We start from the raw sequence: 15,743 nt of genomic DNA, 5'->3' as shown, positions 1-15,743 counted from the left end.
TACGTAAACGTAAACGTAGCACTTAACGCGCATACTAGGGATCCTTCGAACAAGTCCCTAACCATGAGACAATAGCTCATACCTTTCCTCGGCATTGGATTCAGCTGCATGGCCCATCAACTGACCTTCGGCGACAGTGAGTTTCAAAAGAAGCACCGCAAAACACGCAAAGAGATTTTCCTTGAGCGTATGCAGCTGATCATCCCCTGGGAGCGCTTGGAGGCCGTGATTGAGCCCTATTACCCTAAAGCGGGTAACGGTCGCCGCCCCTACCCGTTGGAGACCATACTGAGGATTCATTTTCTCCAACAGTGGTATAACGGCCGCTGAAGACGCTCTCTATGATATCGCCAGCATGCGACTCTTTGCTCGCATGTCACTTAACAAGCCGATCCCGAACCACACCACCATCATGAAGTTCCGGCACCTGCTTGAACGTCACCAGCTGGGTCGAAAAATTCTCGAAGAAATCAATCAATGGCTTGAGAAGGCCGGCGTGTTGTTGCGCGAAGGCACACTGATGGACGCCACTATCATTGACGCTTCCAGCTCCGTTAAAAATCGTACAGGTGAGCGCGACCCGGAGATGCACCAGACTCGTAAAGGCAACCAGTGGTATTTTGGCATGAAGGCCAACATTGGTGCTGATTTGATCTCTGAACTGGAACACAGCGTTAAAACCACAGCGGCCAACGTCAATGACGTGACCCAAGCACAGCTCCTTCTTCATAGCACAAAAAAATATGTGTACGCTGACTCTAGCTATCGAGGGGTTGATGGCCGTATAGGGTCAAGGGGAAAAGATTTCGAATGGCAGATCGCGCAGATACCGTCGAAAGTAAAGGCACTGCGCAAGCATCCTAGAATCAACAAACATGAGCTGGAGATGGAATACTAAAAATCCAGCCTGCGAGCACCGGTCGAGCACGCTTTTCAGGTGATCAAATGTCAGTTTGGTGTCAGGAAAACCCGCTATCGTGGCTTGAAGAAAAGCGATAACAAGCTCTCGATCCTGTTTGCCTTGGCAAACGTAGTCAGGGTATGTAGTCGAGTGCGCTTTTAAGGGGTAACTCCGTCTGGAGACTGGAAAACGGTCTCCCAGACAGAGGGAAAAGAGCTCAACTGGGCCGGTTATAACCGGAAAACGGTCGTTAAACCGTTGTCAGGTTGGGCGGTCATGAAATTGGAACTTGTTCGCAGGTTTCCTAGCTCTTTTGCTACATGAAAATAATCTGCCAAGGTTATAATGCTCTCGTTTGCCAGGCACGCCAGTAACGCCGTAACCGGCGCACCGCCTGATTATGCAGGCGGTAGCAGGCTCGAATCGGCAGCGGCAACTCATGCTCGCTGGTCTCAAGGGCGTAACCGCTGGCGGTCAGAGTTCTGCCCGCAGCACTTTCAAATAAACGAATACCCCAAGGGCTCATCTTCAGTCTCCACTTTTCCTTGTTGGCGGCATCAATGGAGCGTGACAGAAGAGGGGTTTTACTTTCCTCAGGGGCAAGTGACGACTTTCGAAACTCAATCACATCGGTATGATACTGCTCCCCCAAAAAGGCCAGAATCTTAGCAACTGACAACTTCGGTTGGCTGATGAGTTCTTCATACTTGACCTCAAGATAGCTACCATCAGGCAACTGAGCCCCCGACTCTCGCCCGCGATCAACATACTCTTTCCAATAACGGCCGGCGAAATGCAGGTTGTAAACCCCAAAATCGTCTTTGCGATCGATCAACGACAGAGCGCAATCACGTCCATCACGGATTAGGTGAACAAATTGCGCCCCGGGAAACATCTGCAAAATCGTCGGCATGTGAAACACATAGTAAGGTGTCTTATCACCCCAGCGCTGCTTGCCCTCCCCCTTGGCATTCTTGGTATAGATAAAGTCGATGATATCGGGAACGGTGACCAATCCCTGAGTAACGATCTCATCGCTCAGGGAGTCGATATCGAACCTGAGGCCGTGAAGATCGGTGTCCAGAAATTCTGCACTGCGCCGGTACATCTCGGCTAATAACGCCTTCACCTGACCGGCCTGGGCAAGATCGCCCCAACGCTCAGCATGCGTGAACAGAGGTATGAAAAAGTGGGACTCGCCGGTAGGCAGAGAAAGGTTAGGATGCGACCTCAACATATACTGAAGCAGCGTGGTCCCAGATCGCGGAGCACCAACGATAAAGACAGGCCGGGAGTCGTTCTTCATGCTGTACTCCAAAAGCAGCCCTCGCTAAAAGGGCAGGCTAGACAGGGTCATCAATCAAGCAGAAAGCACAGGGCTCAAAAACCGCTCAATGAATCCTGAGGCTTCGCAGTATAGTCTAGCACCAGAAGGTCATACAAAGAGGGGTAAAACAAGTCTGACACAAGGGTCGGGCTCAGACTGCCTCGTTTGTCTCACCCATGTCTTGTCCTGATATAGGTTGACACTATTTCAGGACGGGTCACCTCAAACAAAAATGTATGGTTCCCCTCGTTATTGCAATAGCTATGTGCGATGACGAGGGTGGTCTGCGCTAATGTATTCGGAGTCTCGTTGGCAGGCTCGCCTGCCGCTCCACGATGAGTATCCGCGCCGGATAGTCCTCAAAAAGCCGAAAGCCTGTTATGGCTGTTTTTTGTGCCAGGTTTTCTATCCGGGCGGTTGACCCGCTTTCATCATCAACAACACCTACTGCAAACCTCGTTAAACTCGTTTCGCATCAAATGGCTGCATACTGGTCAATATCGCCCAGGCGATGCGCGCCAGCTTGTTGGCCAGCGCTACCACCGCCACATTAAACGGCTTGCTGGCTCGAAGCTTTCGCAACCATGCATGAAAAGGCCCTTCGCCCCTGTGCAGGCGCGATAAAACCGCCCGCGCACCGTAGACAAACAGGCAGCGCAGTCGTTTGTTACCGCGCTTGCTGATGCCCAACAATCGGGGCTTGCCGCCGGTACTGTACTGTCTCGGTACAAGCCCCATCCAAGCCGTCATCTCTCGACCGCCACTAAACGCCTGGGCATTACCCACACCCATCCCTGGCGCTGTGCTGCCAACATACGCTCATCCAGCACGCGTGTGCGTACCATGGCCTGATAGATTCGAAGGGCTTTGGCCTGCTCCAGCACAGGCAGCTCAGCCCCGTCATAGGGGGTGCCATCCTGTTGAACCAGGCATAGGGTGGGAATGCTCAGTTCATCACCACGGATGAACTCAGGTCGGTGTACGACCTGTTCGGGGTTGAAAGTACTCATAGCTGCCTCATTATTGTTTTAGACAGTTGCGACCCAGCCCCTTTTGGGGGCTGCGCTTTCGTAAGAATAGTCGGTACCGGTAGGGACCTGAGTTCTTTGTACTCTACTTTTACGTAAACGTAAACCTGAGTCCGGAACACGCTCTAAGCCCCCTGGGGAACTTGAGACTGGCCGCGCGGCAACCTGGCTGAGGGGGAAGAAAAGGCAAAGGGTGACCGGGATTTCAACCCGTCGATTGACTAAGGCGAACAGAGCCATGCTATCTGGCTGCGATCATCGACCAGAAGCGGCATGAGACCAAGCGCCCGGCCTAAAGCGGCTCTACCCTTCCAGAAAAATAGGCAGTCAACACCCTGCTCCGGCCCTCTTAAGGGGGATTAGCCCACATCAAAGCGATTCTGTTTACGCCCAGGGAGGGCGACAATGGATAGATGAACGGCAAGGGAGTGATCGCGCTGGTGGCGGTGAGCCGCAGATGAGTGACAGCTCCCAGCGGAATCGTTTAACGAGGGTGGGGGGTATCGCGGCGCAGCGCCACAAACAAAAATGCCCGGCTAAAAGCCGGGCATTTTATAGATGGCGGTGAGGGAGGGATTTGAACCCTCGATACGTTGCCGTATACACACTTTCCAGGCGTGCTCCTTCGACCACTCGGACACCTCACCAACAGGCGGTTGCAGAATTGAACAAGCCTCTCCTGCAACAGCGGGCGCTACTCTATACCAACTCCCACCCAAAGGCAAACCGTAAGCGATACAAGCTGCGCGAACGGTTATTTTTTAATCTAAGGCGTTTAGAGGGACGCTGGATCCTACCGTAGCGAAGCAAAAAAATCGGGCACCAGCTGACTGGCAAGCCCTGTCCGCTGCTCGGCAAAACGACTGGCCTGCTTGGAGGGCTCCAGGTTGAGTTCGACCGTGTGCGCCCCGTGGAGCCTCGCCTCATCAAAAAAGCCGGCGGCCGGATAGACATGGCCGGAGGTTCCGATCGCCACAAAGAGGTCGCAGCGCGCTAACGCCCCATAGATCTGTTCCATATGAAGCGGCATCTCGTTGAACCAGACAATATGGGGGCGAAGGTTGCCCGGTTCACCACAGCACTCACAACACTCATCCACGTCGAGTGCCGTGGTTTGCTCGCGCACCCAACCGCTACGCTGGCAGCGGGCCTTAAGCAGCTCGCCATGCATATGCAAAAGCGACCGGCTCCCTGCCCGCTCGTGGAGGTTGTCTACGTTCTGGGTAACCAGCAGGAACTCCCCCTCGAAGCGGGCCTCGAAGTCGGCCAGCGCCCGATGAGCGGCATTCGGATGCACCTCCCCGCTCAGCAGCTGTTGGCGGCGTTGGTTGTAAAAGTTCTGTACCCGGTGCGGGTTGGCAGCAAATCCCTCAGGGGTCGCCACCTCCTCAATGCGGTGGTCTTCCCACAGTCCGTCGGTTGCGCGAAAGGTCCGTATCCCTGACTCGGCGGAGATGCCCGCCCCGGTCAGCACCACGATCGATCTAAAGGGTTTCATGGGATCCCTCCTGAGCCAACATCGGGCTATGTCGCAAATGGCGGTGGGTGCGCAACTTTGCCGTCAGGCTTTCGATCACTATCAGCTGCGCGGGTATCACCAACAGCACCAGCAGGGTGCCGAAGGCCAGGCCAAACACAATCGAGGTCGCCATCGGGATCAGGAACTGTGCCTGCAACGAGGTCTCGAACAGAATGGGGGTCAACCCCGCAATAGTGGTCAATGAAGTCAGCAGGACCGCGCGCAAGCGCTTGCAGGCAGCCTCAACGATCGCCTCAGAAATGGTCCACCCCTGCTCGCGCAACTCATGGTAAAAACTGATCAGTACAATGGAGTCGTTGATCACAATACCGGTCAGGCCAAACACCCCGAACAGGGAGAGAATGGTCATATCCAGTCCCATCACCAGATGCCCCAGTATCGCCCCGGTTACGCCGAAGGGGATCGCCAGCATAACGGCAAAGGGCCAGGAATAGGAGGAGAAGACCCAGGCCAGGATGATATAGATCAGCAATAACGCCAACACCAGCCCCCGGAGCATGTCGGCAATGGTTTCGCGCTGCTCAGCACTGCGCCCCTCAAACTCGATACGGACCCCGAAATGGTCCTGCAGCTCCACAAAGGTGGTCTCCTGCAACTGGCTGATGATCTCATCGGCGTTGCCCGACGTCTCATCCACATCGGCGGTCACCAGTACCGCCAGCTCGCCATCCACGCGGTTTAGGCTATCGATCCCCTGGCGGCTGACGAACTCCACCACGTTATCGAGCAACTCGGTCTGCCCGTTGGGCATGATAAAGGGCATCTGGCGCAGGCGGTTCAGGTAATCACGATCAACGTCCGGCAGTACCACCCGCACCTCGACCTCGGCATTGGCATCGTGAAACACCTGCACCAGCTGGCCATCTAGCGCAGAGCGAAGCTGACGCCCTACCCCCTGGAGGGTTAACCCCAGCGCCTGCGCAGCGGGCTTGAGGCGGTAGATGATCTGCTCCCGCCCGTAGGGCAGGTCGTCGTCGACGTTGCTCACTCCGCGGTACTCCAGCAGCGCCCTCTGCAGAATCAGGGAGGCCTCCTTGAGGGTGTCGACATGACCGCCCACCAGCTTGATCTCGACCGGCTTGCCGGGAGGTCCTGCCTGCTGCTGGGCGATGGAAAACTTCTCGATCCCCGGCGGTAGCTGAATCCGGGAGCGCCAGGCATCAATGATCTGTTGGTTGGTCAGTGTCCGCTGATCCGCAGAAACGATCTCCACCTTGAGGGCGCCGTATTCGTCGCCACTGTCGAAAAGGCCACTGAAATCGTTAATCAGCCCCTGTTTGTGCAGCGAGATGGCGTGGACCACCAGCCCCCCGCCCAGCTCCGCATCGGTCTCAAAAAGCGTCTCCTCAAGGTACGAAAGGAAGCGGTTCACCTCGGTATCGGAGGTACCCACACTGAACTGCACACTGGCGTTCACTACGGTGCTGTCGATGGTGGGAAAGAAGGTAAATTTGATCCAGCCCGTGGCCACCAACGACAAGCTGACAACAAAGAGGGCCAGAGCCGCGGTGATGGTGGTGGTACGGTAGGCAATAAAAAGCCGAACCCAACGCCTGAAGCGCTGTTCACGAAAACGGTCAAAAGCCGCATCAAAACCCTGCCGCCAGGGCCCCGGTTCCCCCTGGTGTTTGAGGCTATGGCGCAGGTGGCCTGGCAAAATCAACAGGCACTCCACCAGGGAGGCGATGATCACGCAGATCACAACCGTCGGTATATCGATCAGCACATTACCGATGTTGCCACCAATCATCAGCAGCGGTAAAAAGGCCGCGATGGTGGTCATGGAGGAAGCGACCACGGGCGCCAGCATCCGCCGTGCCCCGCTCACGGAGGCGTGCAGCGGATTGTCACCGGATTGCAATCGCGCCAGGGTATTCTCCCCCACCACAATGGCATCGTCGACAATGATTCCCAGAGTCATGATCATGCCGAACAGGCTAATCAGGTTGATGCTCCCCCCGGTCAGGTAAAGCACCGCCAGTGCCGCCAGGAAGGAGACCGGTATTCCCACCGTGACCCACCAGGCGACCCGTACATTGAGAAACAGGAAGAGGATCGCAATCACCAGCACCAGGCCACCCAAGCCGTTTTTCAGCAGCAGGTTGATACGATCCCTGAGGTAGGTCCAGCTCTCATCGTAGACGATCAGCGAAATGGATGAGGGCAGTTCAGCCCGCTTCTGCTCCAGCCACTGGTTCATGAGCCGAGCGGAGTTGAGGGTGTCATCCTTTTTCGCCCGCATCAGCGACATCTGGATCGCGGGCTTTCCCTTGTAGGTGATGTAGCTTTCGCCATCCTGGGGACGGCGTTCGATCCTGGCCACGTCCCCCAGGCGCAGGAGAACACCGTTCTCCTGCGCCAGCAGGGGCAGCGATTCGAAGCCCCCGACACTGCGCTCCTGGCCGAGGCTGCGAACCATGCGCGAGCCCTCCTTGCGACCCGCCGTACCTGCGGGCAGGTCGCGGCTACGCTGCCGCACCAGCGCAGCCACCTCTTCCAGGGTGAGCCCCAGATCGTGCAGCTGCTCGGGAGCGATCTGAATCGCGATCTCCTCGTCGGGCATACCGGTGAAGTTCACTTTGCGGATCCCCAGCGACAGCAGCTCACGCTCCATGCGATAAACCAGCGGTACCAGTTCGGCGAGGGTATCGGTTCCGGTCACCAGCACCTTGGCTACCGATTCGTAGCGGGCCAATTTCTGCACCACCGGTTCTTCCGCATCCTCCGGAAGGTTGGTGACCGAATCGATCGCCTGCTTGACATCATCGAGCACCAGGCCGATCTCGGTGTCGGGATCCACCTCAAGACGAAAACTGCTCATCCCCGAGCTGGAGGTCGCAAAGTTTTTCTCAATACCGTTAATCCCCTTGAGTTCGCGCTCAATGGGAACCGTAATGGCCCGTTCGACATCCTCAGCGCTGGCTCCGCTCCAGACCACATTAACGGTGATCAGGTCCACTTCAAACTCGGGGAAAAACTGGGTATTCAGGCGATCGAGTGCCCAGAGCCCCGCCAGTATCATCAACCCCATCAGCAGGTTGGAGGCCACCCGGTGGCTGGCAAAGAGGGCAATGAAGCCGCGCGGAGCCGGCGCTTTCTGACCGCTGCTCATGGGCTCGGCTCGCTGGATTGGGGACTGACCTTAAGGCCAGTGAGCGCCCCGGGTAGCTGGGTGGTCATGATCGCCTGCCCTGCAGCCAGCTGAGGGCTTCGAACCAGCACCCACTCTCCGCGTGCATCCTGCCACTCCCCCACCTTATCAATCTCTACCGCTTTGAGTGTGTCCTGTACCACCAGGTAAAGGCGACGGTCATCGTAGATCGCCTGAGCCGGCACCGCGACCAGCCCCGGCTGAGCCGGCAGCTCAATATCGATCACCACCGTGCGACCGACCTCGATAAAGCGGGCGTCCCCCGAATCGAGGGAAAAGAGTGCATCAACGCCCCCACGACCGCTCGACACTGAAGCGGCCAGGCGATCCAGCTGCACCGCCACACGTGTGTCATCCAGTACCAGATAGCCGCCGATCGGCTGGCCGGCGCGCAGGCTGCGGCGGAGTTCAGGCAGGTAGCGTTCTGGAATCTGGGCGCGCACCTCCAACTGGCTCACATCAAACAGGGAAACCAGAGGGTCGCCGGACTTGACCCGCGCCCCCTCGGCGGCGGGCACCGCCAGGATACGCGCATCGAAGGGAGCCGTGACCTGGGTGCGGGCCAGGTCCAGCCGGGCCTGGCCAACAGCGGCAGCTGAGCGGTCACGCTGGGCGTTGAGCTGCGCCAGCCGATTGTCGTGATCGGCCAGGCTGAGTTCGATACGCGTCACCGCCAGCGCCTGCTGCGCCTCGGCACGCAGCGCTTCATCCAGCTGGGTTTTTGAGCTCAGGTTACGGCTTTGCAGCGAGCGTTGCCGCTCAACCCCGCGCTCAGCGATCTCCAACAGCTGGCGCTCGCGCTGCAAAAGCTGCTGGTCGGTTTTGTGGCGGGTCGCTTCCGCATCGATACGCGCCTGTACATCGGCCAACTGCGCCTGCGCCTGTTGTAACGCCAACTCCGCATCCCTTGGGTCGAGGGCAACCAGCAGGTCACCGCGCTCGACGCTCTCCCCCTCGCGAGCGGGCACCTGGGCGACAAAAGCGGCGATTGATGCGCTCAGCACCACCTGGCTGGGGGATTCGACCCGGCCATAAAGCTCTATCTGTGGACGATAGCTGGCCGGGGCGGCCACCTGTACGGCAACACGGGGCAGCGGGGCCGTGGCCAGCTGACGCTCGCTACGACTCTCCCCCAGTTTGAGGGCCGCCACCACTGCCGCGGCCACCAACACCACCACCAGGGGCCAGCCCCAACGAGCCAAAGGGGAGACAGGGCTCCCGGATGTGTCATTCATAGCATCTCATCCAGTAATAGATACGACTGTCCTTATAGCAACCCATCATACCCAAAGATCCCCTGCTGAAAAGGGGCCGCCGAGTTAGCCGCCCCTTTATTAGTTTTTAACTATCAAGATAAGTAGTTTATTTAATTTCAACAATCAAACCTCACTAGTGATAATGACTCCACCTAAACGAAAACCCACCGAGGAGTACAACATGTTTGAAGATCGCCAAGGCCAGCCCGTCCCCCAGGTCAACTTTACCCTGCGGGAAAACAATGAGTGGCGGGAGGTCACCAGCGACCAGCTGTTTAAGGGAAAGAGCGTAATTCTGTTCGCCCTGCCGGGCGCCTTTACCCCAACCTGCAGCTCAACCCACCTGCCCCGCTACAATGAGCTGGCCGATACCTTCGCCGCCAACGGCATCGACGAGATCATCTGCCTGTCGGTGAACGACACCTTTGTGATGAACGAGTGGAAGGCCGCTCAGCACGCTGAAAAGATTCGTTTTATTCCCGATGGCAACGGCGACTTCAGCGAAGGCATGGGCATGCTGGTCAACAAGGCCGAGCTGGGCTTTGGCAAACGCAGCTGGCGCTATTCCATGCTGGTCCGCGACGGGATCATCGAAAAGATGTTTATTGAGCCCAACCAGCCCGGCGACCCCTTCAAGGTCTCCGATGCCGACACCATGCTCAACTACATCAACCCCAATGCCAACACTCCGGAGTTTGCCACCCTTTTCACGAAGCCGGGCTGCCCGCACTGCGCGCGAGCTAAAGCGCTGCTGGAGGATAAGGGCTACCCCTTTGAGGTGATCGAGCTGGGTGCCCAGATCACCACCCGCTCACTGCGTGCTGCAACCGGAGCCGGCACCGTGCCCCAGGTCTTTATCGGCGGCAAGCTGATCGGTAGTGCCGATGCGCTGGAAGCTCACTTCGCCTAAGCCCTCACTAGCCCGCCCCCGCCGTCGGCGGGGGCCAAACTGGAGTACCTAATGCGAGAGATCATTACCGACGTTGCCGTCATCGGCGGCGGCTCTGCGGGGCTAAACGCCTACAGAGCAGCCAAAAAACATACCGACCGGGTGTTACTGATCGAAGGGGGCCCCTGGGGCACTACCTGTGCCCGGGTAGGCTGCATGCCCAGTAAATTGTTGATTGCTGCTGCTGAGGCAGCCCACCACTACCAGACCAGTGCCGCCTTTGGCATCGACCCGGTCTCGCCCCCGACCATTGATGGCAAACGGGTGATGGAGCGGGTGCGCCGCGAGCGCGACCGCTTTGTCGGTTTCGTCATCGAGTCCGTTGAGGAGATCCCCAGCGAAGACCGTATACGGGGCTACGCGCGCTTTATTGACAACACCACCCTGATGGTCGATGACCATACCCGTATTGTGGCCAGCCGAGTCGTCATAGCCAGCGGCTCGACCCCGGCCATCCCTCCAGGCCTTGAGGGACTGGGTGACCGCCTGCTGGTCAATGATGATCTTTTTGAATGGGAGGACCTGCCCGAGTCGGTGGCCGTGCTGGGCCCGGGCGTGATCGGTCTGGAGCTGGGCCAGGCGCTCCACCGCCTCGGGGTGCGCGTGCACATGTTTGGCCGCGACGGTGCCCTCACCGCCCTCACCGACCCCAAGGTCAAAGCCTACGCCATCAACCAGTTCGCCTCGGAGTTCCCCCTGCAGGTGGATTCAGAGGTGGAGTCGATTGATCGTGATGGGGAACGGGTCTCTGTGCGCTATCGTAAAGAGCAGAAGACGGTCACCGAACACTTTGACTATCTGCTGGTCGCCACCGGACGGGTACCCAACCTGCAGAGCCTCGACCTGCATAACACCGGCCTGGCCCTCGATGCCCGCGGCCTGCCCCAGGTTGACCCCTACAGCCTGCAGTGCGAAAACCAGCCCATCTTTATCGCCGGCGACAGCAACAGCCAGCGCCCCCTGCTCCACGAAGCAATCGACGAGGGCAATATTGCCGGCGATAACGCCGGTCGCTGGCCGGATGTACGCGCAGGCGAGCGCCGCGCCCCCATTGCGGTGGTCTTCAGTGACCCGCAGATCGCGATGGTGGGACAAAGCTATGCCCAACTGCAGGCACGCTACGGCAGCTGCAACTGCTTCGCCATTGGCGAAGTCAGCTTTGAGGGCCAGGGGCGAAGCCGGGTGATGCTAAAAAACCGCGGCCTGCTCAGGGTCTACGGTGAGCAAGGCAGCGGCATTCTGCTGGGCGCGGAGATGATTGGCCCCCAGGCCGAGCACCTTGCCCACCTGCTGGCCTGGAGCATCCAACAACGTTTGACGGTGAGCGAAATTCTCAAGATGCCCTTCTACCACCCTGTAATTGAGGAGGGGGTGCGCACGGCCCTGCGCGACCTGAACCACCAGCTGCACATTGATCCGGCCATGCTGGCCCACTGCCTCGACTGCGGACCGGGGGCCTGATTCGAGCCAACCTCCGGGAGAGAGACCTGCTGCTTTAGCGCAATGGTCTAAACTTAATACGAAGGGGCATAACAGTGCCCGAGCCTTCACGGAAGCCGATAACAGTAAGGAAAAGCAACTATGACTAGGCCTGCCATACGAGTCGCTGACTACATGACCCGAAACCATCCGCCGATCGCCTGCGGAACCGATCTTGGGTTGGTGGTTGAGCGATTAACCAAGGAGCACGTTCCCGGTTTGCCGGTGGTCGACGAGCAACACAGGGTGGTTGGATGGGTTTCCGAGCAAGACTGCATCCGAGCGGTCCTCAACGAATCCTACTACTGCGACCAAAAGGCGCGGGTTAATGAGGTCATGCGCTCCGATGTGCTGACCGTCTCCCCCGACGATGACATTATCTTTCTGGCTACCCAGATGTTGGAGGACAAACCCAAGCTGTACCCGGTGGTTCATAACGGTGAGCTGATGGGGCTGATCACCCGCTCCGATATCCTGCGCGCCCTCAACGAGAACGGTAAAGGCTGCTGGCACACCTCTTAAAGGCGTGCCGCCCCGTTCGGACCCTAACGCAAAGGGCCGGCAATTGCCGGCCCTTTGCTATGGAGGAGACCCCGTACAACTATTCGTAAGGGTTATTCAGCTTCAGGTTGACCGGCTTGCTGTACCCCGGGATCCGTAGCTCGTCGCCGGCAAAGTCGATATCCTCACCACCCAGTACCCCTTCGCCAAACTGGTAGATCGGGCTCACCTCGCCCCGCGAGCAAGCGGCATCGTATTGCGCCTGGCGTTCAAGGGTCGACTCATTAAGCGCCCGGTGCTTCTCCAGGGCCGCCTTGCCATGGCGTTTGAGCAAAATGTCGCGGGTCACGTGGGGAGCCAGGATGGCCCCGGTGGCGTTATTGCCACCAAACCCCTTGGAGTTGAGGAAAGCAACATCCAGCTCTTCAGCGTTGATCTCTTCGTGCTGCATCAAAAAGCGCAACTGATCCTGGTAAACATCCTCAGCCAGGTGGTCGATGGTGGTGATGCCGGGAATCAGCCCGTACTGCCAGCTGCCCAGAGTAGCGGCCAGCTGATCCCCCGCCGCGGCCGACAGCGAGTGCCCCACATAAGACTTAATCGCCGTCACCGGTAATTGCTGGATACCAAACGCCTTGGCGGCCTCGTTGAGGATGTGGGATTCGGTGATCCGGTTTTGCGGTGTGCCCGTGCCATGGGCCTGTACCATGCAGCGCTGCAACCCCTTCTCGCCGAGAATCGCCCGCGCCACAGCCATCGCCTTGGCTACGGTGATGTAGTTGCCGAGACCGGGACCCGAGATCGACTTTTTGAAGCCGTCGGCATTGACGAATACATCCGCGACCGAGCCATAGATATTGGCACCCAGCTCCAGCGCCAGCTCATCGTCGCAGAGCACGAAAAACTGCGCTGACTCCGCCAGTGTGAAACCACAGTTACCCGAGAAGGGACGGCAGGCACGACGATGGTTCACCGCATCGGAGGCGGACAAGCCATCGAGCTCCCGCAACTCGTCGTCGGTCGCAAGCGCCCCCATGTTGCCGTAGCCTTCGAACACCTCAGGCACCAGCGGCGCTTCCGCATTACCCACCAGCACAATACGACGACGTCCGCTGCGAATATCCTCCATGGCCTGGCTGAGGTTGTAGAGAAAGGTGGCGCAGGCGCCCATATTGGTGCCGGTGGCACCGACACTACCCAGCACATAGGCGTTGATAAAATCGGCAGGCATCTCCGCCAACCCCAGCGGGCACTGCTTGGAGGTGACCCGCTTACCCAACAGGCGCGCCTGCAACATCCCCCCCACGCCGTTGTAATCGAGCTGGGCCATGCCGCTACCGGCGTAGACCGCAATCTGGTCGGGGGCAACACTTTGCTTGACCCGCTCCCAGTCAAACCCCAGCGAGGAGATCGCATCGGAAGCACCATAGACGCTCATCTGCAACCCACGGGGGTGGTTGCGGGACTGGTACAGCACCGAGGGGTCGAAACCGCTGGGGAGCTGACCCGCCGAGTTGATGGTGGAACGACGGGTAATGGGAACCAGCAGCGGCTGGCTGTCATTGAGGTCGATGCGCACCCGCAACTTGTCGTGTTCACTCACGTCCCAATGGTCGGGGACCGGGGTGCCGACCCGCTTCTTGTTGACCAGCAGCGAAGAGCCTTTATCGGCACCGAAGGCCTTGTGCAGGGGGATCGCCTCGGGATCGAACAGGTTGTTTTCCAGCTTGCGAACCAGGGTCCCGGCCAGAAGCTGCTGGGCATCGGAGGGGGTTTCGCGCTGCCCCATCAGTTGGGCCAGTGATTGAAGGGTCGACTCGGCGTCAGAAGCCGACAGCTTCTCAATCACCATGCGACGATAGGCATGGTGGCAGGAGGTCCGGCCGGCCGGACCAATGCCTCCCATTCCAATGATAACGGGCAGTTTAACCAAGGGACTCTCCTTCGTGTGTCGCCACTCGGGGGCGGCGCTGGATGCGTGTCTATAGGCTATCTAGTTTAATTCTGCGCCACCCACAACGATTGGACCATTCGGCCATTTTATAGTATTAGTAGGCCAACTCCTTCCGAATAAGTGCGCGACTGAGACCCATGCCACAGGTGACCGTCATTGCCGTACCCCAGATGCTGGGCACCAGCGTTTCCCTGCCGATGGAGATGCTGCACGCCGCCGACAGCTATCGCCACCTCAGCCACACACCCCACTCCCCCCTGCAGATCCAGGTGGCCGCGATGGGACCAGAGAGCATCCTGATGGCCGGGGGCCTGCGTATCCTGCCCGACACAACCATCGACCAGGTGCAAACCAGTGACCTGGTGCTGGTGCCCGCCCTGTGGCGCAACCCGGTCCCAGTACTCCGTCACTGCTCCCCGCTGGTGAAGTGGCTGGCGCGCCAACATCGTGGGGGAGCGGTGCTCTGCGCCGCCGGTACCGGGGTCTGCCTGCTGGCGGAAAGCGGCCTGCTCGACGGTCGCCCTGCCACCACCCACTGGTACTACTTTGACCGTTTCAGCGAACGCTACCCCAGGGTCCACCTGCAGCGAGACCATTTCATCACCGAGGCCGAGGGGCTCTATTGCGCCGGCAGCGTCAACTCTGTGGCGGACCTGATGGTGCACATCATCGAGCAGTTCTACGATCGCGACATCGCCTCCCGGGTTGAACAGCAGTTTTCCCGTGAGATCCGCAAGTCCTACGACCAGATCTACTACTCCCTCAGCGATGCCCGCAATCATCCCGACGAAGCCATCATTCGAGTGCAGCAGTGGCTTCAGGATAACCATGCCCGTGAAATCAACAGCGAGCAGATGGCCGCCCAGGCTGACATGAGCCTGCGCACCTTCAACCGCCGCTTTCGTGCGGCCACCGGGCTCAGCCCCCGCCAGTACCTACTGCGCCTGCGGATCGAGGCCGCCAAAGAGCTGTTGCGCCACTCAGACCTGGATATCAACGCGATCGCTGCGGCCTGCGGCTTCAACGACGATGCCTACTTTGCCCGCAGCTTTAAGCGCCAGGAGCGGGTCACCCCCAGTGATTTCCGGCGCAGCGTCCGCAGTAAGCTGTTCTCGCTCTGAAACTCACGCTCCGTAGCGTTCACCAGGCCATGAATAATTCTCAATATCAGGCGGCCCGCCCCTTCAAAAAAGGGCCCGACTGGAGTACCGTAGCGCCTTGCAGGTGCCGTCACAGGTTAAACGGGAACCAGGGCGTTCGCAGAACGAGGCCTGGGCTGTCCCCGCAACGGTAATCGAGCGCAACGGTTTCCAAAACGCCACTGCCTTGTGCGGGAAGGCGGAAACTGCCCGACCTACAGCGCAGATCGCTGTACGAGGCGCTCGCAAGCCCGGATACCGGCCTGCGAAAGTACGCTACTCTTATTCCTACTGAACTGCTCGGGTGCAAGCACGGAGTCCACTATGCATACAACCACCGAATCCTCCCCCATCGAATCCTCCCGTGCGCGCGCGAAAAGCCAGGCTCTTCGCCCCCTGTTGGCGGCCCTGCTGCTCGGTTCGGTGGTGATCTATGCGGCCGGGTTCCTGCCGACGGCCGTTGCCCACAACGCTGCCCACGATAGCCGACACTCCCACGTTTTCCCCTGCCACTAAGG

11 protein-coding genes, 1 tRNA gene, 2 pseudogenes and 1 riboswitch are annotated in these 15,743 nt (G+C 58.8%); of the genes and pseudogenes, 6 read left to right on the top strand and 8 right to left on the bottom strand.

Annotated features, from left to right (window positions below):
* The first annotated feature begins 108 nt into the window (after positions 1–108).
* Positions 109–1,063 (top strand): annotated as a pseudogene (locus D0544_RS05380) (IS5 family transposase).
* Positions 1,064–1,241: 178 nt separating this feature from the next.
* Here D0544_RS05380 and D0544_RS05375 read toward each other — a convergent pair.
* The 7 genes and pseudogenes from D0544_RS05375 to D0544_RS05345 form a co-directional block, all read right to left on the bottom strand.
* Entirely contained in the window at positions 1,242–2,207 is a 966-nt protein-coding gene (locus D0544_RS05375; RefSeq protein ID WP_125014968.1) for a sulfotransferase family protein, read from the bottom strand.
* 480 nt (positions 2,208–2,687) lie between these two features.
* Positions 2,688–3,032 (bottom strand): annotated as a pseudogene (locus tag D0544_RS05370) (transposase); the annotation flags it as partial.
* The gene (locus D0544_RS05365; RefSeq protein WP_125014967.1) at positions 2,975–3,238 is read right to left on the bottom strand and encodes a hypothetical protein; all 264 of its coding nucleotides are present in this window, start codon (positions 3,236–3,238) and stop codon (positions 2,975–2,977) included. The pseudogene D0544_RS05370 and the gene D0544_RS05365, both read right to left, overlap by 58 nt.
* Positions 3,239–3,815: 577 nt before the next feature.
* A tRNA-Ser gene (locus tag D0544_RS05360) sits at positions 3,816–3,903 on the bottom strand.
* Positions 3,904–4,049: 146 nt separating this feature from the next.
* Positions 4,050–4,754, bottom strand: coding sequence for a Sir2 family NAD+-dependent deacetylase (cobB, locus tag D0544_RS05355; RefSeq protein ID WP_125014966.1), 705 nt, complete (start codon positions 4,752–4,754; stop codon positions 4,050–4,052).
* On the bottom strand, positions 4,741–7,908 hold the full coding sequence (locus D0544_RS05350; protein ID WP_125014965.1) for an efflux RND transporter permease subunit: 3,168 nt from the start codon (positions 7,906–7,908) through the stop codon (positions 4,741–4,743). Before D0544_RS05350 ends, cobB begins: the two co-directional genes overlap by 14 nt.
* Positions 7,905–9,182 carry an efflux RND transporter periplasmic adaptor subunit gene (locus D0544_RS05345; RefSeq protein ID WP_125014964.1) on the bottom strand — a complete coding sequence of 426 codons (1,278 nt, stop codon included), beginning with the start codon at positions 9,180–9,182 and terminating at the stop codon, positions 7,905–7,907. The genes D0544_RS05350 and D0544_RS05345 overlap by 4 nt, the downstream gene beginning before the upstream one ends.
* A 202-nt stretch (positions 9,183–9,384) precedes the next feature.
* Between D0544_RS05345 and D0544_RS05340 the strand changes: the two genes are divergently transcribed.
* The 3 genes from D0544_RS05340 (at position 9,385) to D0544_RS05330 (ending at position 12,153) form a co-directional block, all read left to right on the top strand.
* Entirely contained in the window at positions 9,385–10,113 is a 729-nt protein-coding gene (locus D0544_RS05340; RefSeq protein WP_125014963.1) for a glutathione peroxidase, read from the top strand.
* Between the two features lie 51 nt (positions 10,114–10,164).
* The gene (locus D0544_RS05335; RefSeq protein ID WP_125014962.1) at positions 10,165–11,613 is read left to right on the top strand and encodes a dihydrolipoyl dehydrogenase; all 1,449 of its coding nucleotides are present in this window, start codon (positions 10,165–10,167) and stop codon (positions 11,611–11,613) included.
* 120 nt (positions 11,614–11,733) lie between these two features.
* Positions 11,734–12,153 carry a CBS domain-containing protein gene (locus D0544_RS05330; protein ID WP_125014961.1) on the top strand — a complete coding sequence of 140 codons (420 nt, stop codon included), beginning with the start codon at positions 11,734–11,736 and terminating at the stop codon, positions 12,151–12,153.
* A 79-nt stretch (positions 12,154–12,232) separates the two neighbouring features.
* Here the strand turns inward: D0544_RS05330 and D0544_RS05325 are convergent, their stop codons facing one another.
* Entirely contained in the window at positions 12,233–14,065 is a 1,833-nt protein-coding gene (locus D0544_RS05325; RefSeq protein ID WP_125014960.1) for a beta-ketoacyl synthase, read from the bottom strand.
* A 158-nt stretch (positions 14,066–14,223) separates the two neighbouring features.
* Between D0544_RS05325 and D0544_RS05320 the strand changes: the two genes are divergently transcribed.
* Both D0544_RS05320 and D0544_RS05315 read left to right on the top strand, forming a co-directional pair.
* Complete coding sequence (locus tag D0544_RS05320; protein ID WP_125014959.1) at positions 14,224–15,207, top strand: GlxA family transcriptional regulator; 984 nt, start codon at positions 14,224–14,226, stop codon at positions 15,205–15,207.
* 84 nt (positions 15,208–15,291) lie between these two features.
* A riboswitch (cobalamin riboswitch) is annotated at positions 15,292–15,506 on the top strand.
* 43 nt (positions 15,507–15,549) lie between these two features.
* Positions 15,550–15,741 (top strand): CbtB domain-containing protein, encoded by a 192-nt coding sequence (locus tag D0544_RS05315; RefSeq protein ID WP_125014958.1) that lies wholly within the window; start codon positions 15,550–15,552, stop codon positions 15,739–15,741.
* The last annotated feature ends 2 nt before the right edge of the window (positions 15,742–15,743 follow it).

This window comes from Aestuariirhabdus litorea, from assembly GCF_003864255.1.
GTDB lineage: Bacteria > Pseudomonadota > Gammaproteobacteria > Pseudomonadales > Aestuariirhabdaceae > Aestuariirhabdus > Aestuariirhabdus litorea.
This window is presented reverse-complemented; position numbering and strand designations above follow the sequence as displayed.